Here is a 21,787-nt window from a genome sequence, read left to right as displayed (position 1 = left end):
TTAGGAGGAAAAAATATGATAAATATTTACGATTCAGCAAATCAGGTGGCGACAGATTTCCAAAAGCTTGATGAATTTAAGGCTTTAGAAAATGCTGTCAATGCCGTGAAAAATAATGAGGAAAGTGCAGCTTTATTCAAGCAAATGGATGAGATGCAAACTAAAATCATTAATTCTCAAACTGAAGGAAGAGACTTTCCTAAGGATTTAGAGGAAGATTATAAAAAGTTGAATGAAAAAGTGCAAAAGAATGATCAAATATTGCAACTTTTGCAAGCTGAGCAGGCTGTCTCTAAAACAATTGAAGATGTTCAAAAGGCAATTACCAAACCCATTAATGACCTTTATGACGGCCTTAGAAATTAAAAAATAACGATGAAATTTATCCATTTTGCTGACGCACATTTAGATAGTCCATTTTTGGGACTATCTTTTTTACCATCTAAGAGCTTTAATCAAATTCAAAAAGCTCCAATGCAATCTTTAACTAACATTGTCGACTTAGCTATTAGGGAAAATGTTGATCTAGTCTTAATTGCAGGCGACACTTTTGACAGTTTTAAGCCTAATCCCAGCGCCCAGATTTTTTTTGCGCGCGAAATTGAGCGGCTAATCACAGCTGAAATACAAGTAGTTATGGTTTTAGGTAATCATGATCATATGGCAAAAGAAGACCTATTGGTGCCTGAAAGCCCGTATTTTAAATTATTAGGTGAGGACGAAAAAGTTGAAACTGCCTCTTACACTACCAGAAGTGGTTTTGACTATGATGTGACTGGTTTTTCATATTTGGCCAATCACATTACAGATGATCTTGCTGCCCAATTTCCTCCTAAAAATAATCGTTACACTTTTGGTATTATGCATGCTCAAGAAAGGGCGGGTTTGAGTTCTCAAAATGTATATGCTCCATTTACCTTAAGTGAATTACAAAATCTTAATTATGACTATTTTGCTCTGGGTCATATCCATTTAAGGCAAATATTGTCAGAAACGCCACTAATAGTTTATCCTGGTAATATTCAGGGCCGTCACATTAACGAAACTGGTCCCAAAGGCTGTTATTTAGGCACTATTGATGAACAAACAAAGAAAACCAAAATTCATTTTGTTCAGACTAATCTTATTACTTGGGATAAAAGGCAGCTTGAATTAACTAAGCCAATAGCAAAAACCGAGCTGGAAAAGATGATAATTAATTGTTTGCCAGCGACTACCACTAGCTATTTTTGCCTACAAATAATCGGTGCAGATTTTTTAAATGAAAAAGAAGCCGAATTAATTCAAGACAGTGATTTTTGGCAAATGATTTCAGAAAAACTTGCTCATGGTTCTCAGTTGGTAGATGTGCGTTTCCTTAATGGAAGCAAATTAGCTGTTGCTGTTAATGATCAAAAATATTTTACACAGGCTGAAGAAGAGATTTTTGCCTCGGATCAATTTGCCCAAATTAGTAAAGACTGGTCCTTAAAAACTGAGGTTACCAATAATTTGGCCCAGGACCCAAGTTTTATTCAGGAAGTTAAACAACTGGCAGAAGTCAAGCTGAACAGTAAATTGAAAGGAGTCAATGATGAAATTAATTAAACTTAAAATAATTAATTTTGGTCAATTTTCAAATTTCACTTTTGATTTACTTAATCCCGACGTTAACGTCTTTTATGGTACAAATGAAGCAGGGAAAAGCACAATCGTTGCTTTTATTAAACAAATTTTGTTTGGCTTTCATCTTGCTTCACACAATTCCCCTTTTTTTGAAAACTACACTCCTTTGGCCCAAGTTAGTCCAATGGGAGGGTATTTGCTTTTTGAAAATGAAAAAGGACAGCGCTATGAACTGGAACGCCTATACGCCCACGGCAAAGGTTCTAAATTGGGCACACTAACGGTTAAATGTGATAATCAAGTAGTGCCCGAAAATGTTTTTTTTGACCAAATAAAGAATATTGACGGTGACTTTTATGCCGACAGTTTTATCTTTAACCAGGATATGTTGACAAAAGTTGACCAGATCAAGCAAAATGACTTGTTAGAACGTATATATTACTTGGGCGCAGCCGACAGTGATAAATTGATAACTGTGCGCGATGATTTTGCCAAAAATGCTGATAGTTTATTTAAAAAGAGGGGCAGAAAACTTCCGGTTAACCAACTTTTACTGCAGATTCAAGAGCAGCAAAGTAAAGTCAGTGATTCTGAAAATGAATTTTCTGTGTATAAAGAGCTGAACAGTGACTTAAAAAAACAAGAAGAGCTGCAACACCATGAAGAAGCAAAAAGACTAGATCTGCAAAGAAAATATGACAACTTGGAAAAAGTTGAAAAGCTTGTACCCAGTTACGAAAAATTGCAGGATTTACAATGTCAGACCAAAGCAATTCATTTTGACTCGGAGCAATATCAATCTGCACAAAATTTAGCAATTCAAGCAGAAACTTTGCGTAAAAAACAGCAAAAAATCACGGAAAAGCTAACTGAATATTCCCAAGTTAAAGATGAAGATATTAGTGAAACAAAGCTGCTGCAAAAGAAGCCGGAAATTTTACAGTGGCAAGCGGAATATCATAGCTGCTTACAAAAAGAGACGCAAATTAAAAGCGAACAACAGCAGCTCATTACTCTTGATCCCAACTTGAACAAAATTGCTGCATTGACTCAAGAGCAAGTAATTAAGTTGCAGGAAGATTTTCACAAATTACCGCTAAAAGAAACAGTTATTAACCAGGATAAAAGTAATAAGCCAAAACAATTTCTTTTGCTAGGTGGAACTATTTTCATTTTAGGACTAATTTTATTGTTCATTGCTCGTGCCCTTGGTTTTTTGGCTGTTGGTGTTGGGGTAGCTTTTGCAGTGCTTGGTTACTACCAGCAAAAGCAAGTGCAAAAATCAAATGAAGCACAGTCTGAAAAAAGCAGAAAAGTTAAAGAGCAACGATATTTATTTGAGCAACAATATGGCATTAATCCCAACAATTTAGATCTCAATAATTTAATTAATGAATGGAGACAGTATCAGGTTCTGTCCCAAAACTTGAAGAGAAATCAGTTGCGTAAAACGGAGTTATTTGATTTGCTTACACCGTTTGCTGTCGAGTTAAGTCAAGAACTGAAACAAGCAATAGGTACTAATTTTTCTGATGTATTGACTGCATTAGATCAACTTGCTGAAAAAATAGACACGGATCGTAAGCGCAGAGAAGAGCAAAATAGTTTAAAAAACAATTTAACTGAAAATAATGAAGAGCTCCAAGAAGTTAATGTTAAATTGAAAATGATTTTGGCAAGAGCTCAAGTTAGCAGCTTAGATGAATATCGAGAAATTCAAAAACAAAAGCTGAGACAGGATAATATTAAAAACCAAATTAGTGCTCTCAAATCCAGTTTGCAAAGCGACCTTATCCAGCTGCAAGAATATGTACAAGATAAAAGTAGTGGACACAAGAAATTACAGGATGTAGCTGCTCAAATTTCCTTACTAAATGAAAATATTAACCTTTTACAAAGTAAAACGGCTGAAACTAAAGTCAAGATGGAAAATTTGGCCAGTTCAACGGCGGTATTCGAGGAAAAACAAAAATTAGCAAACTTAAGAACCAGACTTAGAAATTTAAGCGCGGAGTATTTGGCTAATTTATTTACTGCCAAGTGGATTAGCCGCGCACTTGATCTTGCATCTAATGAACGTTTTCCGAAAATGCTGATTACTGCTAAAGAATATTTGCGACTATTAACAAATAATCGGTATAATAATATTGAAATAGGTAAAAAAATAACCGTTACTCGTTTTGATGGTAAAAAATTAGCGGTGGAATATCTTTCTCGGGGTACCTCTGAGCAACTTTATTTTGCTTTGAAATTGGCTTTTGTTGAACAAATAAAGGATCAAATTAATTTACCAATTTTGATTGATGACTCTTTTGTTAACTTTGATGACCAAAGGATCAATGAAATTGAAAAGTTGCTGCAGACAATTGCGCAAAGCAATCAGGTATTGATCTTTACTGCTCAAAAAAGCCTTGTTGATAAACTGCAATTACAGCCGCTAACTTTTAAGAAAGGAACCGAACATGTATAAACGTTTGCTGGATTATAATGATGGCGAAGAGTTAGAACTGGTCGTGTTAATTAAGAACTCGCAACTAAGACATACCAAAAAGGGTAAGCTCTATTTGGCAATGTCATTTGGTGATTCATCTGGTGAAATTCGCGGTAATTTTTGGGATGCCAATGACCAAGATGCCTCTACATTTAATTCAGGAACAATTGTTGAACTTAACGGCAAACGGGAAGAATATCAGGGGCAGCCACAAATAAAAATTTATAGTCTACGGGTTGTTGGCCCTGAAGAAGGTTATGATCTCAGGCAGTTTATTAAATCAGCCCCAGAAAAAGTTGCTGATATGAAAGAAGAAATCAATCAGTACGTTTTTGAAATTTTGAATCCAACCTGGAACCGGATAGTACGGTTTTTATTAAAAAAATGGGACAAGCGGTTCTTTGAGTTTCCAGCTGGAAAAAGTAACCACCATGCCGTACGTGGAGGTCTGGCATACCATACATTATCAATGTTGCGGGATGCTAAAGGCCTGGCAAATAATTATGCGCAAATTAATCGTTCATTATTATATGCTGGCTGTATTTTACATGATATGGGTAAAGTATTGGAATTAACTGGTCCGGCTGCCACTCAATATACTAATGAAGGTAACTTGATTGGCCACTTGGTTTTAATTGACGAGCAAATAATGTTAGCGGCGCAACAACTAAATATTGACCTTGAATCTGAAGACTTGCTCTTATTGCGTCATATGGTTTTGTCTCATCATGGTAAATTTGAGTATGGCTCACCTAAATTGCCAGCACTCCTTGAAGCAGAATTGTTACATCGCATTGATGATTTAGATGCGTCAATTTACGCTATTACTAATGCTTTACAACATACACGACCGGGCAATTTTACCGAAAATATTATGAGTCAGGGTGGCCGGAAATTTTATAGACCTAAAGATGATGAATCTTTAGCTAAATCACATAAATTAGAATAGTTCCTCAGAGCATCTGAGAAGCAAATAACTTTATTGAGGGTTACCAAAAAATATAAAATATTAGCTTTATACTTGCAAACGGAGAGCTAGAAAGCAGCTAAAAGTACGACATTACTTTTAGCTGCTTTTTCATTTGCCTTAATTTAAGCAGAATTTCTCGTTCACGCAACATTTTGATAAATGTAAAAATAATTTTGATCAAACTGCTTTTTTATAATCTTAAAAAATATGATGCCGTGCTTTTCATGGAAGATAACACTATTACTGTAGAAGGTTTTTATGAAGAATTGATTGAGCAAAAAGGTGATTTAGATAATCTATGTAGTTTAACTGCTAATTAGTTAGTAAATTGTGTCAACTTAGTTATTCAATCAGAATATTTTAAAATTAATGCAAAAAAATCCCGTTAGCCGCCATTTATAAAAATGACTGTTAACGGGATTATTATATTTTCAGCAAAGAACTGGTTCTGACTGTTATAATTTTAATTACTTCTTATTTGTTGAAGTAGAAACATAAGCAGCTAAAACATCCTTTAGATCATTATCCTTTATGTTGACTCCCGCCTTTTTAATTACCTTGGCAAGGACATCATGCATAGTTTGTTGATCTTGAGACATTGATTGATAAATTTGATCATCAATTTCTTTTTTATGTGAAGCAAAAGAACCTTTGGCAGGGTGTTTAATCATTCTAATTACGTGGTAGCCTGATTGAGATTTAACGGGGCTCTTCGTAGTTTCACCGGTCTTTAGCTTAAATGCTGCATTTTTAAAAGCAGGATCTAAACTAGTATCAGTGGAATCAAATGCTGGCAGCTTACCTTCATTACTTTTGGTTCCAGTATCTAAAGAATACTTTTTAACTAGGCTCTTGAAGCTTTTACCATTCTTTAATTCTTTAGTAATTTCTTCGGCTTTAGATTTCTTAGAAACTAATATGTGTTGCACTGTAACTTTAGGTTGATATGCTTTCCAGGCTTTTTCTTCTTGGCTCTTTGAGATCTTTTTAATATCTTTCAAGGCGGCTTCGGTCAGCAAGTTTGTTTTTAGGTTTTGCTTGAAACTTGCAGTAGTCATACCATTTTGTTGCAAAACGGCATCAAACTGACTACCATATTGTTTCTTATAATTGCTATATTGTTTATCAACTTGCTTTTTTGAAACCTTATTGCCATATTGTTGCTCTAAAACACGATTAATAATCATATTTGCCAAAGCGGTTTTACCAGCCTGAGATTTTTTCATATCATCATAATACTCTTGCTGGGTAATCTTGCCGCCTTTATAAGAAGCAACAGTTTTGCCACCATTAGAACAAGCAGCTGTTGATAATGCCATACCGGCTACGGCAATCACAGCTGCAGCTTTTTTAATATATTTTTTCATAAAATAAATTCTCCACATCCTTAATAAATTAAGTCACCGACAACTAATATAACATAAACTGGCAAAACTGGTTTTCATTTTTATTTTTTTAAAACAAAAAAGAGAGTTTCTTTACTATTTTTTAGAACTATTAGTTTCATTTGCGTTATTGGAATTAATTGTCGCAGTTTTGGCTTTCAGCTTGCCAACGATACGATTAATGCTGATCTGATAATATTCTATTTCGTTTTGTAATTCAGAAACAGCTTTCTTTGCTCGCGGTAAAGATTTTTTTAATTCTTGCTGAGCAGTTTTAAATTTACTACTTGTAGCAGAAATGTCACTAATATCTTCTTTTAATGACTTTACTTGCTTTTGCACAGGTGGAAACAGGCGGTTGCCATTTTGATCTTTGAACAGTGAAAGGATCACGCCAAAGCCTGCACCTACAGCCAATCCTAAACTAAAACGTTTCATCTTGTCACCTTAAAATTGTGCTCTAATGGCAGCAGCAACCTTTTCATAATCTTCGTCAGTGTATTTTTCCGCATTGTTACGGGTGGCAATCTTTAAGCCATCACCTTCAAATCGCGGAATAAAATGAATATGTGAATGCATAACTACTTGACTTGCACTGGCACCATTATTGCTGCTAATATTCATACCGGTGATTCTCGGATCAAATTTTTTAATTGCATTAGCAATTGTAGGAATATATTGTAAATAGTGTTGAGCATCTGCCTGGGTATAATCAAAAAAGTTTGTGATGTGTTTTTTAGGCACCATCAAAGTATGACCAGGATTAACCTGGGATAAATCTAAAAATGCTTTAACATCGTCATTTTCAAAAACAGTGTAGCTGCTGGCTTCCCCTTTAATAATTTTACAAAATAAACAATCTTTATCTAAATCTTCCATTTTAAAACCTCTACATTTCAAAATTTAGTTTCTTTTAATATCATGCTATCATATTAAATGAGTAAATTCATTAAAAGAAAGATAGGAATTATGACTTTAAAAATTGAGCATTTGACTGGGGGCTACACGGGTATACCAGTCATAAAAGATATTAACTTGGAAATAAAACCCGGGGAAGTTTTAGGAGTGATTGGCCTAAATGGTGCTGGTAAATCTACTACTATTAAACATATTTTAGGATTACTCAGACCGCAAAAAGGGAAAATCACTCTAAATGGCATTGATTTAACGGCTGAACCTACTAAATTTAAAAGACAAGTCGCATATATTCCCGAGACGCCAGTTTTATATTCAGAATTGACTTTAAAAGAGCATCTTGACCTGACTATTCTTAGTTACCAGCTAAATGAAAAACAGGCTTGGGCAAAGGCTCACGAGCTGTTACAGCTGTTTAGGCTGGATGACAAGTTAGATTGGCTGCCGATTCATTTTTCAAAGGGTATGAAGCAAAAAGTAATGATTGTTTCAGCGTTTTTAGCAAATACTGACTTGCTGGTAATCGACGAGCCGTTCACTGGACTTGATCCGTTGGCAGTGGCCAATTTGGTGCAATTGATTAAAGAAGCTGCTGGTCAAGGCAAAATGGTGTTAATGTCAACACACATTTTAGCTGACAGTGTGCAGGCAGTTTCTCGTTATGCGGTCTTAAATAATGGCAAAATTCAAACTGCTGGTACTTTGGCTGAAATTCGCATGCATTATGGCCTAAAGGAGACAGATTCATTTGACCAAATTTACCAAATTTTAAGTCAGGAGCAACAAAATGCGTGATTTGGCTAAAAGAAGGCTGCAGGAAAACTTGCGCCAGTCTTTGAAATACCTAGTATTGGTTTTTAATGATTTCTTTATCCTAGCTCTGATTTTTCTTTTTGGAGCACTCATGTTCTGGTATGCACAGGCAATGAAGACTATGCCTGAAAATCTGTGGTATTACCGTCCCCTAGTTGGTATTTTGCTGTGGTTGCCACTTTTAATAGGCAAACTGGTAACATTGCTAAAACCAGCTGATTTACAATTTTTACTGCCTGAAGATGAAAATTTAGCATCATATTTGCAGCCAATGCTAAATTACAGCTTGATTGTACCTACAATTTGCTTAGTTTTAATGGCGGGAATTATATTTCCTTTTGCCACGATCAAGGCAAAGATTGAACCGTTAGATTATGTTTTCGCGGTTTTTGCTGTTTTTCTGGCCAAAGTGATGCAACTGAAAATTATGGAATATAATTTATTCTTTAACCGTAAAATTTCTATCTCAATTTTGAATATTTTCTTACTGCTTTTATTCATTTTGGGAATGTTTAAACCAAAAAGTATGATATTTATTGCTGGTTTGCTGTTAATTATTGTAATCATTTTTATTTTAAAACCGCAACATGCAGCACTTTTTGACTGGCAATTTGCCATCGAGCAAGAAGAAAAACGTAAAAACGTTGTTTATAACGCTTTTAGTATGTTCACCGATGTTAAGGAAAGGCAAACTAATATTAAAAGACGGAAATATTTGGACTTTTTATTACCTCAAAATTTGGCAAGGGAAAATCCTAATAAGTTTTTGTATCGGCGCTCAGTTCTGCGCAATCCGGATAACATTAATCTAGTGGTTAGAATGACTGCTTTTGCAATTCTAATTTCGTGGTTAGTGCAGAATTGGCCTTGGGCATTAGGCTTGTCCTGCTTAGTAGTATTCTTAACTATTTACCAATTAGTACCGATGGTTGATGAATTTGACACCAATGTCATGTATCGTGTTTATCCTATTGCGCGTACTAAACGAGGCTTAGACTTAGTTTCTGCACTTACTGGAATAATGTTGGTACAATGGTTGATTATTAGCATTTCATGGCTGATTACACTGCCCATTAGTTTGCACTTGTTTGAAGCAATGGGGATTTTAGTTGTTTTCAGTTACGCGGTATTAAGGTTATACTTACCAGCAAAAGTAAAGAAAAGGAAGTTGTAAATAAATGAGACTACGTAACAAACCGTGGGCTGTAAAACTTGTGCAAGAGCATCCAGAAAGTGTGATAGATCGTCCAGATCCAACCCAAAAGATTGATTGGTCAAAGCGGTTTGCTGACATTTCAAAACCATTAGAAATTGAAGTTGGTCCGGGTAAAGGAAAATTTATCACCACAATGGCTGAAAAGCACCCTGAAAAAAATTTCGTTGCTCTTGAACTGCAGATGACCGCAGCTGGAATTATTTTACGGTCAAAACTAGCTCAAAATTTGCCTAATTTACAAATTTTATGCGCAGATGCTGCTAATATTGATTGCTTTTTTAAAAAACATAGTGCAAATACCATTTACCTAAATTTTAGTGACCCGTGGCCTAAAACTAGGCACGAAAAGAGAAGGTTAACCTATAAGACTTTTTTACAAAAATACCAAACCGTTTTACAAGAAAATGGTCAGATACAGTTTAAAACAGATAATGCAGGTCTTTTTGCTTATTCTCTTCAAAGTATGAATAATTATGGGATGCATTTTGATTTTGTTACAGTGGATCTGCATAATGAAAAAGAAGATATTTTAACTTCAAATATTGAAACCGAGTATGAGCACAAATTTGCCAGCCAAGGTAACCCAATTTATGCCTTGCATGCTGATTTTGGGGTAAAATAAGTAATAATAAGGATTGAGAGGTTTTTTCAAAATGGAACAAATAAAAGAATTAGATCAAAAAAAATTAGATGATATTACCAAAAATGGTCGTGTGGTTTTGGAATTTTCTGCTGGTTGGTGTCCAGATTGCCGCTTTTTGGATCCGTTTATGCCGGAGATTGAAAAAGATTTTTCTGACAGTAAATTTTATCAAATTGACCGTGACGGTTCTGTAGATGTAGCTAAAGAAATGAATATCATGGGTATTCCTTCATTTGTGGTCTACCAAGATGGTAAAGAAATTGGTAGACTAGTTAATAAGGACCGTAAAACTAAAGAAGAAGTTGAGAGCTTTTTGCGGTCACTGGACTAAGTGAAAGAGGATAATTGATTCATGATTACTAGTATTAATAAACGCAGCTATCCCAATACCTTAATTGTGATTTTAGGTCAGGATAAGGGCAAAAGTGAGTATGAAGAAAAAGGTGATGTCACACGTATTACTGATGAGGAAGGTAATGTGACCGGATATAATTTCTTCAATGTCGACCAGGTAATTGATTATGACAAACTAGCAGACGGCCAAGTCAAGTTGACTAATGACGATTTAGCAGCATTAAATAAAAAGCTGGCAGAAGTTGGTTTTAATGATCAACTTGCTTATGGTAAACCAACGCTGGTTTATGGCTATGTGAAAAGCTGTGAAAAACATCCTGACTCTGATCACTTGCATGTGACCACTGTTGATGTTGGTCATGGTGAGGAACAGCAAATCGTTTGTGGTGCACCTAACATTGCTCAAGGACAAAAAGTAGTAGTTGCCTTACCTGGCACATTGATGCCAAATGGTCAAATGATTTGGCCGGGTCAGCTGCGCCATGTGGATTCTTATGGGATGATCTGTTCAGCACGAGAACTAGGTTTGCCCCACGCACCACAAAAACGAGGAATTTTAGTAGTTCCAGACGATTTTACTGTGGGAGACGCCTTTGATCCTGAAAAATGTGATGAACTTTTGGCAAGCGGGCAGATTAAATTATAAGATTAAAGGACTTTATCAAGTTATTGGTAGAGTCCTTTTTTAGTAATACAAAGTAAGATTATGATTTTTCAAGGCTTTTCAATGATTCTGCTCTTTTTCCGTTAGAAATGGTAAAATAAGAAACAATGATAAAAAATATGGAGCTTGGGAAATGTTAGATAAAAATAAGCAAATTTGGTTTATTGGAATTAAAGGAACGGGAATGGCTTCTTTAGCCTTAGTGTTAAACGATTTAGGCTTTCATGTTGCCGGTAGTGATATCAAAAAGTATACTTTCACACAAGAACCACTTGAAAAAGCAGGAATTAAAGTAACAGAGTTTGATGCAAGTAATATCAAAGACTCGGGTCAGGTCATAATTAAGGGCAATGCTTTTAAAAATGATAACGTGGAAGTTAAAGCTTGTGAAGATAAAAATATAACTTGGCAAAGTTATCCTGATACCGTAGAAGAAATAATCAAGATGCATACTGGTATTGGTGTTTCAGGAACTCATGGCAAAACATCTACTACCGGTCTTTTAGCTCACGTTTTAGGTGAAGCAGCGCCCACGTCTTATCTGATAGGCGATGGTGAGGGTAAAGGAGTTAAAGGGTCACGCTTTTTTGTTTATGAAGCTGATGAATATCGCCGCCATTTCTTGGCTTATCATCCTGATTATCAAATCATGACCAACATTGATTTTGACCACCCGGATTATTTTAAAGACCAGGCAGATTATACTTCAGCCTTTCAAACTGCAGCTGATCAAACTCAAAAAGGTCTATTTGTGTGGGGAGGTAATGACAGACTAAGACAATTGCATTCCGCCGTTCCCAAATACACTTATGGTTTTGAAAATGATGATGATTTTCAGGTGGTTGATGCTAACCGGACTACTGCAGGCTCAAGTTTTACGGTTTTGAAGCACGGTCAGGAAATAGGTAAATTTACAATTCATCTTTTTGGTGATCATAATATTTTGAATGCTACGGCCGTAATAGCAGTTGCTTATACCGAAAACATTCCTCTTAGAGATATTCAAAAGGGTTTACTTACTTATCAGGGGGCCAAACGACGCTTTTCTGAAAAAGACTTTAAAGATATTAATATCATTGATGATTACGCCCATCATCCAACTGAAATGCGTGCGACAATTCAAGCTGCTAGGCAAAAGTTTCCTCATAAAAAACTAGTTGTCGTATTCCAACCACATACTTTTTCAAGAACGAAGAAATATGCGCAAGATTTTGCAGAAATTTTGCGCGGAGTGGATAAAGCATACATTACTCCTATTTATGCTTCCGCAAGAGAGGCTAGCGGCAACATTTCAAGTAATGACTTGGTAGCTAAAATTCCTGGTTCTGAAGTGATTGACCTTGATAATATTTCTGACTTGACCCAGAACAAAGACAGTGTCATTGTTTTCATGGGTGCAGGCGATATCCAGAAATACGAAGATGCTTTTGAAAAATTACTAAAATAAAATAAGTTATTAAGATCGAGTTTCAAGACTTGATCTTTTTGCTTTATCTAACTGATTTTACATGTCGTAAGGTTCAGGAAAATCGGTATTATGCAAGATGAATGGAAAAACTGGTAAAATGGTAGTTGAATAAAGAAACTTGGTTTAAATTTAAGGAGATCAAATGGCTGATAAAAAATTACTTTTAATTGATGGTAATTCAGTTGCCTTTCGTGCTTTCTATGCATTGTACCGCCAACTTGAAAATTTTAGAAATCCTGAAGGATTGCACACTAATGCCATTTATACATTTAAAAATATGCTTGATGTCGTGCTGAATGACGTTGAACCTGACCATGTTTTGGTTGCTTTTGATGCAGGTAAAACTACTTTTAGAAATAAGATGTATGCTGACTACAAAGGTGGCAGACAAAAGACCCCATCAGAATTATCTGAACAGCTGCCGTACATTCAGGAACTTTTGCATGATTTGGGCTTGTCTACATATGAGCTTGATAACTATGAAGCTGATGACATTATTGGTACTTTTGTAAGTATTGGAGAAAAAGAGGGCTTTAAAGTCACGGTTGTTACGGGTGACAAGGACTTGACGCAGCTGGCATCTCCTCAAACCACTGTTATGGTTACTAAATCAGGAGTTTTAAACTTGGAAGCTTATACACCTGAACACATGAAAGAAGTTAATGGTGTTACTCCAACTGAATTCATTGATATGAAAGCATTAATGGGTGATAATTCTGATAATTATCCTGGTGTTACTAAAATAGGACCCAAAAAAGCTTCGCAACTTATCCAGGAATATGGCTCAGTAGAAAATTTATATGATCATTTAGATGATATGAAGCCTTCTAAAATGAAGGAAAACCTAATTAATGATAAAGATAAGGCTCTACTGGGTAAAAAGCTGGCGACAATTGATCGTAATACCCCGTTAACCATTGGGATTGCTGATGTCAAAAGACGTGAAGTTGATTATCAAAAATTGCGCAGATTCTATGAAAAAATGAATTTCCGTAAGTTTTTGAGTCAGTTAAATCCTGAAAGTGCTGCTCAGCCAAAAGAACAACCCGCACAAAATAATAAAGCAGTTGCTTTTACAGAGCTTGAAGAAAATGACATTAATAATTTTGCAGTTAAAGCTGGCCAAACTATTACTTTTTACTTAGGAATGTTGGGTGCCAATTATCATTTAGCGCAATTTGTTGGCTTTGCCATTAAGATAGATAAGCAAATATATGTGAGTCGCAATGTTGACCTGTTAAAAAAGCCGCAACTTAAGAATATTCTAGAAAATAAGCAAATTGCCAAAAATGTCTTTGATTTAAAACGAACTACAGTTGGTTTGAACCGATTGGGTATTCACGTTCGCTCTATTGATTATGATATGCTACTTGCTTCATATTTAATTAATAACGAAAATAATTCTGACGACATGGGTGAGATATGCCGGATGTATGGTGATAATTCGGTTAAAAGCGATTATGATGTTTACGGCAAAGGTAAAAGCGTCCATATTCCAGAGGACGATCAGGTGTTGTTCAACCATTTGGCTGGCAAAATTGAAGCAATCGCAAACTTAAAAGATACTCTGTTGGCTAAACTAAAAGAACATGAGCAAGACGATCTTTTTGCCAATATTGAAATCCCTGTGGCCCGAGTTCTGTCTGTCATGGAAATAAACGGTATCAAAGTCCAAGCTGATACCTTAACGCAGCTCCAAGATGAATTTGCGGTTGACCTTAAGAAAATGGAAAAGCAAATTTATGATGAAGCCGGTGAAGAATTTAATATTAATTCACCTAAACAATTAGGGCATATTTTGTTTGAAAAAATGGGCTTAAAGCCTGTTAAAAAGACTAAAACTGGTTATTCGACTTCAGTTGATGTTTTGAATCAGTTAAAAGATGAAAACCCAATTATTGATCAAATTTTGACTTACCGACAAATTGCTAAAATCCAGTCAACTTACGTCAATGGCTTACTGGATGTTATCCAAAAAGACGGTCGGGTTCATACCAGGTATTTACAAACATTGACTGCTACTGGTCGTTTGTCCTCAGTTGATCCTAACTTACAAAATATTCCCACCAGAACCGAAGAAGGAAAGCAAATTAGAAAAGCATTTGTGCCAAGTGAACCAGATGGCTACATTTTCTCTTGTGACTATTCTCAAATTGAATTACGAGTCTTGGCACAGGTTTCCGGTGACGAACAAATGCAGGAAGCTTTCAGAACGGGTTATGACATCCACGCTCATACGGCTATGAAAATTTTCCATCTGAAATCAACTTCTGACGTTACGCCGTTAATGCGTCGCAGAGCAAAAGCGGTAAACTTCGGTATTGTCTATGGTATTTCTGATTATGGCTTATCTAAAAATCTTAATATCAGTCGAAAACAAGCTAAGGAATTTATTGATAATTACTTTGAACAATATCCGCAAATTAAGGATTATATGGATAAGGCAGTTCAAGTTGCCCGTGAAAAAGGCTATGCCGAAACAATTATGCACAGAAGGCGCTATTTACCTGATATTCATGCCAAGAATTATAATGTGCGGTCATTTGCGGAAAGAACTGCTATTAACTCACCAATTCAGGGTTCAGCTGCAGATATTATCAAGATCGCGATGATTAACATGCAGAAAAAATTGGATGAGATGCATCTTAAAACAAAGATGGTGGTTCAGGTTCATGATGAATTAATTTTTGACGTACCAAAAGATGAATTAGAAACTATTAAAAAGATTGTGCCAGAAGTTATGCAGTCTGCTGTGAGACTTGATATTCCTCTTGTAGCTGATTCTGGTTATGGTCACAATTGGTTTGATGCTAAGTAAGGAGTAATTTTAATGCCCGAAATGCCAGAAGTTGAAACTGTCAGGCGGACACTACTTCCCCTGATTAAGGGAAAAACGATTAAAGAAGTAACTGTTTGGTATCCTAAAATAATAACTGGTGATGCAAAAGAATTTAAAAAGCAGTTAGCTGGTAAAAGAATAGAAACAATTGATCGTTATGCCAAATATTTGCTTATTCGTCTTAGTGGTCATTTAACCGTGGTATCGCATTTACGCATGGAAGGTAAATATCGTTTAGTCAAAGTAAATACCAAAAAAGATAAACACGATCATGTGCAAATTGTTTTTAACGATAATTCTGCTTTGCGTTACAATGATGTGCGTAAGTTCGGGCGCATGCAGTTGATTACAACGGGCACAGAGAAAGAAAGTACCGGTATTGGCAAATTAGGCGCTGAACCAAATTCACAGGCGTTTACAGTTTCATACTTGCAAAAAGGCCTAGCTCGTAAAAAGAAAAATATCAAAAATACCTTGCTTGATCAGTCAGTTGTGGCCGGTCTTGGTAACATTTACGTAGATGAAGTTTTGTGGGAAACAAAAATTCACCCATTAAGTATGGCTAATAGTATCCCAGCAAAAAAAGTAGCAGAACTGCATGATAATATTAATTCGTTGATAGAATTGGCCATAGCAGAAAGGGGTACTACTGTTCATACATATCTTGATGCTAATGGCAAGACTGGTGGTTTTCAAAAAATGTTGCAGGTCTATGGTCATAAAGGCGAACCTTGTGAACGTTGCGGAACCCCTCTTGAAAAAATTAAAGTAAACGGCCGAGGAACTACTTTTTGCCCTAAATGTCAGGTGATTTATAAATGACAACTATTTTGGGCTTAACTGGTGGAATAGCCAGCGGCAAAAGCACAGCAGATATCTTTTTTAAAGAAAAGCACATACCCGTGATAGACTGTGACCAAATAGCTCATGATATTTTAAATGTTGGTAATAAAGGCTATGAATTAGTCAAAAAGCAATTTGGTGCACAAATAATCAATGAAGATCAATCAATCAACCGATCAGTTTTAGGCCAAATAGTTTTTAATGACGCAAAGCAGCTTGACATTCTTAATAAAATTACCCATCCGTTGATTTTTAAAGAAATACAAGCTAAAATTGCGCTAAACAAGGTTGCTAAAAAGCCTTTAATTATTGTAGATGCACCAGTTTTGTTTGAAGCAAATGGTCAAAAATATTGTGACTGCACTTTATTAATTGCCATACCTGAATCTTTGCAGTTAAAGCGGCTGATGTTAAGGGATCATTTAAGTAAAGATGCTGCTTTGAAACGTATTCGCAGTCAGATGTCCTTGTCTCAGAAAGAAAAACTAGCTGACTTTGTAATTAATAATGTTGGTACAAAGCAAGATCTGAAATATCAACTTGAGCAGTTGCTTCTTAAAATAAAAGAGGAGTATTAATATGGAATGTCCTAATTGTCATAAAAATGCATCAAAAGTAATAGATTCTCGCCCCAGTGATGAAAATCGTGCAATCAGACGGCGGCGTGAGTGTGAAAACTGTGGCTTTCGTTTTACTACGTTTGAAAGAGTCGAGACGACACCACTACTGGTAATCAAAAATGATGGCACTCGTGAACCTTTTAACCGGAAAAAAATTTTACACGGTGTTATGGCTGCGGGTCAAAAGCGCCCAATATCTAGTTCACAATTTGAAGAATTAGTTGATCATGTAGAAAACAAAGTCCGTCAGCAAGGAGTTAGTGAGATTTCTTCCAAAAAGATTGGTCAATTAGTAATGGATGAACTGGCTAAAATTGATGATGTCGCTTATATTCGTTTTGCCTCTATTTATCGTGAATTCAAAGATATGTCCAGCTTCATGAAAACCATGGAAGATATGATTGCAAAAAGGGAGAAAGGTAATTAATTATGTTTGAGACAAATGATCCCAAACAACCATTTTTCATTGCTAACAGGGTGGACATTTTTCCGAAGGATTTACGGGTTTTAATCAAATTATACCAGCCGCTCATTGGATCTCTGGCGCTGGCAGTTTATTTAAGCTTAAATGAAGACTACAATCCGCAAGCGATGCTCTCTGATGCCAAAGGTCTCTATTTTTTGCAGGAGCAAGCCGACTGCGATATCAAAAAATTATTTCCCGCGTTGCATAAACTTGAAGCTGTCGGTTTAATTGAAAGCCATTTGCTTGCTAACCAAATTATGGGTCAGGTTTTATGTTTTAAACTTAAAAGTGTTCCTTCCAGCAGTGAGTTTTTTACCACCGCACTTTTAGCAAGTTTATTAAAAGAAAAAGTGGGTGTTACAGCCTTTAATAAATTGAGCCATGAGTTTGCTAGAGAAACTAAGCAAAGTCAAAGCAGTATCAGTGGAATTAAGGAAGCACCTAACGTATCTGCATCCTTTATGGAAGTTTTTCATTTACCTGACCAAGAAGCAATTGATCCTTCTATTGATGTGAAAAAAGCTGCTAAAGAAAACAGTTCTGTTTCTAAAGCTTTTGCTACCGTCAATGAGCAAGAGCATATTGACTGGGATTTTATGAAACAGCAATTTGAAATTTATCAAATCGCGGGCAGCGAAATTGATCAGAATGAAGAAGCTATTCGAGCTGTTATGCGCATGTACGGACTTTCCGAGCAAGAATTTGTTGATGAAGCAATACCTTGCTTACATGGTGATTATCATTTAAATATGCGTCAAATTAAGCAATCTATCGCTAACAGTATTCATGGCAGTGATACGCGCCAGCATTTGCCAAAAAAAGAAGAACTAACAGACAAGCTTGTCAATACTAGTCACTTAAATGAAGATGAACAACAGCTATTGCAGAAAGCTCAATCTGATACTCCAGCCCAGTTTTTGTATCATTTAAAAACTGAGCGGAATGATTTTGTTGATGCCAGTGAATATCAAGTGCTTGATAATTTATATAACGATAAGGGAATGCCGGCAGAATTGCTTAACGTTTTGACTTATGCTTGTTTAAAAAGTGGTCCTAATATCTCTTTTCGCTTGGCAAATAAAATACTTCATGATTGGCTGCAACACGGGGTTAAAACTGCTAGTCAAGCCTTGGAATACATGGACAAGAGAAAAAGGGCACAAAAGCAAAGAGGCAATCGATATCATGCTTATACTGCCAGAAAAACGGTTGAAAAGGGCACTGATTGGAACAAGCAAAAGCCAAAGGTAAAATCGGATGTTTCCAGTGCAGAATTAAAAGAATTTTTCAAGAATTTTGAAGATCAAAACGGCATGAAGTAGGTGAAATAAAATGCAACCCATCAAAAAACTTATGGTTAAAGGACAAACAGCTAAAGCAGATGAGGAAAGTACAGCTAAAATAAAGCAAAAAGTTTTGGCTGAGCCCAAAGTGCAGCAATTTATCAGCCAGCACCAAGAGCAGCTTAATGAAAGCATAATTGATAAAAGTTTGCCTAGCCTGTTTGAATTTTATCTTAGTCAACATAAAAAAGACCCGGTAACTCAAGGATATTATCCTGATTTAATCATGAATAAAAATGCAATTAGCCTCAAGTTTGTTCCTGAGGACAGTAAGCTGATTCATGATAGAGAAATTAGTATCAAGAAACACTTGCGCTTAATTAATTTACCTGAGGGATTGCAGGATATTCGTTTGAGTCAAATAGAACTGACTCCTGAAAGAAAAGAAGTAATGACAGCTATTCAAAAGTTTTTATATCATTATGCGCGAGATATTCATCAAAAGGGGTTATATTTATCAGGTAATTTTGGTATTGGTAAAACCTATATATTGGCGGGACTGGCAAATCAGGTTGCTGCTATGAACAAATATGTTGTTTTTTTACATGTTCCTACTTTCATTGCCAGTCTGGCAAGTCATTTTAATGATAATAGTTTGCAAGATGAAGTTCAAAAAATTGCAAATTGCGATTTATTAATACTTGATGATATTGGTGCGGAAAATTTGAGTCAGTGGTCACGCGATGAAGTTTTAGCAGTAATTTTACAAGCAAGAATGGATAATGTTTTGCCAACCTTCTTTTCGTCTAACTTTGCTATGAATGACTTAGAAGATCATTTCAAAGAGACTAAAAATGCCATTGAACCAGTAAAGGCTGCCAGATTAATGGAAAGAATACATTCTCTAGCCACTGAAATTGTAATTTCTGGGCACAACCGGCGGCATTAGTGACTAAAAAGTCTAGTTTGAATTTTTTTAATGAAAATATACTTGCATTAAAAAATTATTGGGTTATAATTAACTGCAATGAATGAACATGTTGTAATACGATTCAGAGAGAGAAGCATTATTCTGGAAGCTTCCATTAGTGTTACAATCCACTCATTCGTACCTGAAATTAAAAAATGGGTTAGATCCGTTATAATCTTGAACGAGATAGTCTGGAGTCCAGACTAAATTTTGGGTGGAACCACGTTAATTAACGTCCCAGTGCTTAACTGCACTGGGATTTTTTATTTATTTGATTTTGGAGGAAAAAATGAGTTTTGCAATTACTTTGCCGGATGGTTCTAAAAAGGAATATGAAGATGCAGTATCAGTTTCTGTTTTAGCACATGACATAGGTACATCCTTAGGTAAGGCTGCTATTGGAGCAAAAGTAAACGGTCAAGTTGTTTCTTTGGATTACAAATTAAATAAAGATGCCGAAGTTGCAATTATTACAGACAGGGATGAAGCAGGCTTAAATATTTTACGGGCTACGGTAGCTTTTGTATTTGAAGCAGTTGCTAAAAAAGCTTATCCTGAGATTCATTTTGGTGAACATGCGGCGAATGAAGATGGCTTTTTGGTTGATACTGACAAGGAAAATCAGATTAAAGTTAACGAACTTCCGGAATTAGAGAAAGCAATCAAAAAAGTTATTAAGGCTGGAAATAAAATTGCATCTTCTTCCATGTCAAAAGCGGAATTATCTGAAATTTTTAAAGATGATCCGTATAAGAGTGAATTGCTAAAAACAGAAAAAGATGACCAAATTCATGTATACAAGCTGGGAGACTTCATCGACTTTGGCTTCGACGCGTTACTGCCTAATACAGGAAAGATTAAGCAGTTTAAATTATTATCTGTTGCTGGTGCTTATTGGAAGGGCCAATCTTCTAACCCAATGCTTCAAAGAATTTCCGGTACAGCCTTCTTTAAAAAAGCTGACTTAGATGCCGATATTAAGCGGCGTGAAGAAATTAAAGAACGCGATCACAGAACAATTGGTCGAGATCTTGATTTATTCTTTGTAGATCCCAAAGTTGGAGCTGGTTTACCTTACTGGATGCCAAAAGGTGCCACGATTCGCCGAGTAGTTGAACGTTACATCATTGATAAAGAGGTCGCTGACGGTTACCAACACGTTTATACCCCAGTGCTTATGAACGTTGACGCTTATAAAACATCAGGCCACTGGGCACACTATCGTGATGACATGTTCCCACCGATGGATATGGGTGACGGGGAAATGCTTGAATTGCGTCCAATGAATTGTCCGTCACACATTCAAATCTATAAGCATCATATTCGTTCATACCGTGAGTTGCCAATTCGCATTGCAGAACTGGGTATGATGCACAGATATGAAAAATCTGGTGCTTTGTCAGGTTTGCAACGCGTAAGAGAAATGACTTTAAATGATGGTCATACATTTGTAACCTTAGACCAGGTTCAAAGTGAATTCTCTAAGATTTTGACTTTAATTCTGGATGTATACAAAGACTTTGACATCACCGATTACTACTTCAGACTTTCTTATCGTGATCCGAAGAATACTAAGAAGTATTTTGCCAATGATGAAATGTGGGAGAGAAGTCAGTCAATGCTGAAAAAGGCAATGGATGATATGGGCCTTGATTATGTCGAAGCTGAAGGTGAGGCTGCATTCTACGGTCCTAAACTTGATATTCAGACTAAGACTGCTTTAGGTGCTGACGAAACCATGTCAACTATCCAACTGGACTTCATGCTCCCTGAACGCTTTAACTTAACTTATGTTGGTCAAGATGGTGAAGAGCATCGTCCAGTTATGATCCACCGTGGTATTGTTGGAACTATGGAGCGTTTCATTGCTTACTTGATTGAAATATACAAGGGTGCTTTCCCAACCTGGTTAGCTCCAGTTCAAGTTGAAGTAATCCCTGTTAACCTGGATGCTCATTCAGATTACGCTAAGAAAGTCCGTGATGAGCTCAATAAGAGAGGTTTTAGAGCTGAAGCCGACTTACGTAATGAAAAATTGGGCTACAAGATTCGTGAATCACAAACACAAAAAGTACCGTATACTCTTGTTTTAGGTGACAAAGAACTCAAGGACAACAGTGTTAACGTTCGCCGCTATGGTACTGAAGAAGAAGTAGCAAAGAGTTTTGACGAATTTATTCGTGAAATTGAACAAGATGTTAAATCATATTCACGCAATGAATAAAAGAGTAAAAGCTAACAA

20 protein-coding genes are annotated in these 21,787 nt (G+C 36.0%); 17 read left to right on the top strand and 3 right to left on the bottom strand.

Annotated elements, in window-relative coordinates:
- Window positions 1-15: 15 nt before the first annotated feature.
- From F5ESL0260_RS06105 to F5ESL0260_RS06090, 4 genes are read left to right on the top strand one after another with little or no spacing between them, the layout of a single operon-like run.
- The gene (locus F5ESL0260_RS06105) at window positions 16-366 is read left to right on the top strand and encodes a YlbF family regulator (protein WP_046325142.1); all 351 of its coding nucleotides are present in this window, start codon (window positions 16-18) and stop codon (window positions 364-366) included.
- Window positions 367-375: 9 nt separating this feature from the next.
- The gene (locus F5ESL0260_RS06100; RefSeq protein WP_122026248.1) at window positions 376-1,587 is read left to right on the top strand and encodes a DNA repair exonuclease; all 1,212 of its coding nucleotides are present in this window, start codon (window positions 376-378) and stop codon (window positions 1,585-1,587) included.
- Window positions 1,574-4,075, top strand: coding sequence for an AAA family ATPase (locus F5ESL0260_RS06095; RefSeq protein ID WP_122026247.1), 2,502 nt, complete (start codon window positions 1,574-1,576; stop codon window positions 4,073-4,075). Before F5ESL0260_RS06100 ends, F5ESL0260_RS06095 begins: the two co-directional genes overlap by 14 nt.
- Window positions 4,068-5,045 (top strand): 3'-5' exoribonuclease YhaM family protein, encoded by a 978-nt coding sequence (locus F5ESL0260_RS06090; protein ID WP_122026246.1) that lies wholly within the window; start codon window positions 4,068-4,070, stop codon window positions 5,043-5,045. The genes F5ESL0260_RS06095 and F5ESL0260_RS06090 overlap by 8 nt, the downstream gene beginning before the upstream one ends.
- 488 nt (window positions 5,046-5,533) lie before the next feature.
- Here F5ESL0260_RS06090 and F5ESL0260_RS06085 read toward each other — a convergent pair whose 3' ends face one another.
- The 3 genes from F5ESL0260_RS06085 to F5ESL0260_RS06075 form a co-directional block, all read right to left on the bottom strand.
- Window positions 5,534-6,433 (bottom strand): peptidylprolyl isomerase PrsA, encoded by a 900-nt coding sequence (locus F5ESL0260_RS06085; protein ID WP_122026245.1) that lies wholly within the window; start codon window positions 6,431-6,433, stop codon window positions 5,534-5,536.
- 114 nt (window positions 6,434-6,547) lie between these two features.
- Window positions 6,548-6,889: a hypothetical protein gene (locus tag F5ESL0260_RS06080; protein ID WP_122026244.1), complete on the bottom strand. Its 342-nt coding sequence runs from the start codon at window positions 6,887-6,889 to the stop codon at window positions 6,548-6,550.
- A gap of 9 nt (window positions 6,890-6,898) precedes the next feature.
- Entirely contained in the window at window positions 6,899-7,330 is a 432-nt protein-coding gene (locus F5ESL0260_RS06075; protein ID WP_122026243.1) for an HIT family protein, read from the bottom strand.
- A 90-nt stretch (window positions 7,331-7,420) separates the two neighbouring features.
- On the opposite strand from F5ESL0260_RS06075, the gene F5ESL0260_RS06070 reads away from it, so the two are divergent.
- The 13 genes from F5ESL0260_RS06070 to thrS all read left to right on the top strand — a co-directional run bounded on the left by F5ESL0260_RS06070 (window position 7,421) and on the right by thrS (window position 21,769).
- A complete protein-coding gene (locus F5ESL0260_RS06070; protein ID WP_122026242.1) occupies window positions 7,421-8,161 on the top strand; it encodes an ABC transporter ATP-binding protein in 741 nt (246 codons plus the stop codon).
- Window positions 8,154-9,353 carry an ABC transporter permease gene (locus tag F5ESL0260_RS06065; RefSeq protein ID WP_110446290.1) on the top strand — a complete coding sequence of 400 codons (1,200 nt, stop codon included), beginning with the start codon at window positions 8,154-8,156 and terminating at the stop codon, window positions 9,351-9,353. Before F5ESL0260_RS06070 ends, F5ESL0260_RS06065 begins: the two co-directional genes overlap by 8 nt.
- A 4-nt stretch (window positions 9,354-9,357) precedes the next feature.
- Window positions 9,358-10,017 carry a tRNA (guanosine(46)-N7)-methyltransferase TrmB gene (trmB, locus tag F5ESL0260_RS06060; RefSeq protein WP_046325133.1) on the top strand — a complete coding sequence of 220 codons (660 nt, stop codon included), beginning with the start codon at window positions 9,358-9,360 and terminating at the stop codon, window positions 10,015-10,017.
- 31 nt (window positions 10,018-10,048) lie between these two features.
- On the top strand, window positions 10,049-10,369 hold the full coding sequence (locus F5ESL0260_RS06055; protein WP_046325132.1) for a thioredoxin family protein: 321 nt from the start codon (window positions 10,049-10,051) through the stop codon (window positions 10,367-10,369).
- A gap of 21 nt (window positions 10,370-10,390) precedes the next feature.
- Window positions 10,391-11,038: a YtpR family tRNA-binding protein gene (gene ytpR / locus F5ESL0260_RS06050; protein WP_110446289.1), complete on the top strand. Its 648-nt coding sequence runs from the start codon at window positions 10,391-10,393 to the stop codon at window positions 11,036-11,038.
- Window positions 11,039-11,189: 151 nt separating this feature from the next.
- Entirely contained in the window at window positions 11,190-12,503 is a 1,314-nt protein-coding gene (murC, locus tag F5ESL0260_RS06045; RefSeq protein ID WP_110446288.1) for a UDP-N-acetylmuramate--L-alanine ligase, read from the top strand.
- Window positions 12,504-12,666: 163 nt separating this feature from the next.
- Window positions 12,667-15,342: a DNA polymerase I gene (gene polA / locus F5ESL0260_RS06040; RefSeq protein WP_122026241.1), complete on the top strand. Its 2,676-nt coding sequence runs from the start codon at window positions 12,667-12,669 to the stop codon at window positions 15,340-15,342.
- A gap of 12 nt (window positions 15,343-15,354) precedes the next feature.
- A complete protein-coding gene (gene mutM / locus F5ESL0260_RS06035) occupies window positions 15,355-16,185 on the top strand; it encodes a DNA-formamidopyrimidine glycosylase (protein ID WP_046325126.1) in 831 nt (276 codons plus the stop codon).
- Entirely contained in the window at window positions 16,182-16,784 is a 603-nt protein-coding gene (coaE, locus tag F5ESL0260_RS06030) for a dephospho-CoA kinase (protein WP_122026240.1), read from the top strand. Before mutM ends, coaE begins: the two co-directional genes overlap by 4 nt.
- Before the next feature lies 1 nt (window position 16,785).
- Window positions 16,786-17,253: a transcriptional regulator NrdR gene (gene nrdR / locus F5ESL0260_RS06025; protein ID WP_046325124.1), complete on the top strand. Its 468-nt coding sequence runs from the start codon at window positions 16,786-16,788 to the stop codon at window positions 17,251-17,253.
- 2 nt (window positions 17,254-17,255) lie between these two features.
- Window positions 17,256-18,614, top strand: coding sequence for a DnaD domain protein (locus tag F5ESL0260_RS06020; RefSeq protein ID WP_122026239.1), 1,359 nt, complete (start codon window positions 17,256-17,258; stop codon window positions 18,612-18,614).
- A gap of 10 nt (window positions 18,615-18,624) precedes the next feature.
- Window positions 18,625-19,524 carry a primosomal protein DnaI gene (dnaI, locus tag F5ESL0260_RS06015; RefSeq protein ID WP_122026238.1) on the top strand — a complete coding sequence of 300 codons (900 nt, stop codon included), beginning with the start codon at window positions 18,625-18,627 and terminating at the stop codon, window positions 19,522-19,524.
- Window positions 19,525-19,834: 310 nt separating this feature from the next.
- Entirely contained in the window at window positions 19,835-21,769 is a 1,935-nt protein-coding gene (gene thrS, locus F5ESL0260_RS06010; protein WP_122026237.1) for a threonine--tRNA ligase, read from the top strand.
- Window positions 21,770-21,787 lie beyond the last annotated feature (18 nt).

The organism is Lactobacillus sp. ESL0260 (assembly GCF_003692935.1).
Classification (GTDB): Bacteria; Bacillota; Bacilli; order Lactobacillales; family Lactobacillaceae; genus Lactobacillus; species Lactobacillus melliventris.
The sequence above is the reverse complement of the archived record's forward strand: the minus strand, read 5'-3'. Positions and strand labels throughout refer to the sequence as shown.

Bases quoted from the DNA above. Each gene is read 5' to 3' on its own strand.
- F5ESL0260_RS06105 (WP_046325142.1), top strand. From the start codon at position 16: ATGATAAATATTTACGATTCAGCAAATCAGGTGGCGACAGATTTCCAA.
- F5ESL0260_RS06100 (WP_122026248.1), top strand. From the start codon at position 376: ATGAAATTTATCCATTTTGCTGACGCACATTTAGATAGTCCATTTTTG.
- F5ESL0260_RS06095 (WP_122026247.1), top strand. From the start codon at position 1,574: ATGAAATTAATTAAACTTAAAATAATTAATTTTGGTCAATTTTCAAAT.
- F5ESL0260_RS06090 (WP_122026246.1), top strand. From the start codon at position 4,068: ATGTATAAACGTTTGCTGGATTATAATGATGGCGAAGAGTTAGAACTG.
- F5ESL0260_RS06085 (WP_122026245.1), bottom strand. From the start codon at position 6,433: ATGAAAAAATATATTAAAAAAGCTGCAGCTGTGATTGCCGTAGCCGGT.
- F5ESL0260_RS06080 (WP_122026244.1), bottom strand. From the start codon at position 6,889: ATGAAACGTTTTAGTTTAGGATTGGCTGTAGGTGCAGGCTTTGGCGTG.
- F5ESL0260_RS06075 (WP_122026243.1), bottom strand. From the start codon at position 7,330: ATGGAAGATTTAGATAAAGATTGTTTATTTTGTAAAATTATTAAAGGG.
- F5ESL0260_RS06070 (WP_122026242.1), top strand. From the start codon at position 7,421: ATGACTTTAAAAATTGAGCATTTGACTGGGGGCTACACGGGTATACCA.
- F5ESL0260_RS06065 (WP_110446290.1), top strand. From the start codon at position 8,154: ATGCGTGATTTGGCTAAAAGAAGGCTGCAGGAAAACTTGCGCCAGTCT.
- trmB (WP_046325133.1), top strand. From the start codon at position 9,358: ATGAGACTACGTAACAAACCGTGGGCTGTAAAACTTGTGCAAGAGCAT.
- F5ESL0260_RS06055 (WP_046325132.1), top strand. From the start codon at position 10,049: ATGGAACAAATAAAAGAATTAGATCAAAAAAAATTAGATGATATTACC.
- ytpR (WP_110446289.1), top strand. From the start codon at position 10,391: ATGATTACTAGTATTAATAAACGCAGCTATCCCAATACCTTAATTGTG.
- murC (WP_110446288.1), top strand. From the start codon at position 11,190: ATGTTAGATAAAAATAAGCAAATTTGGTTTATTGGAATTAAAGGAACG.
- polA (WP_122026241.1), top strand. From the start codon at position 12,667: ATGGCTGATAAAAAATTACTTTTAATTGATGGTAATTCAGTTGCCTTT.
- mutM (WP_046325126.1), top strand. From the start codon at position 15,355: ATGCCCGAAATGCCAGAAGTTGAAACTGTCAGGCGGACACTACTTCCC.
- coaE (WP_122026240.1), top strand. From the start codon at position 16,182: ATGACAACTATTTTGGGCTTAACTGGTGGAATAGCCAGCGGCAAAAGC.
- nrdR (WP_046325124.1), top strand. From the start codon at position 16,786: ATGGAATGTCCTAATTGTCATAAAAATGCATCAAAAGTAATAGATTCT.
- F5ESL0260_RS06020 (WP_122026239.1), top strand. From the start codon at position 17,256: ATGTTTGAGACAAATGATCCCAAACAACCATTTTTCATTGCTAACAGG.
- dnaI (WP_122026238.1), top strand. From the start codon at position 18,625: ATGCAACCCATCAAAAAACTTATGGTTAAAGGACAAACAGCTAAAGCA.
- thrS (WP_122026237.1), top strand. From the start codon at position 19,835: ATGAGTTTTGCAATTACTTTGCCGGATGGTTCTAAAAAGGAATATGAA.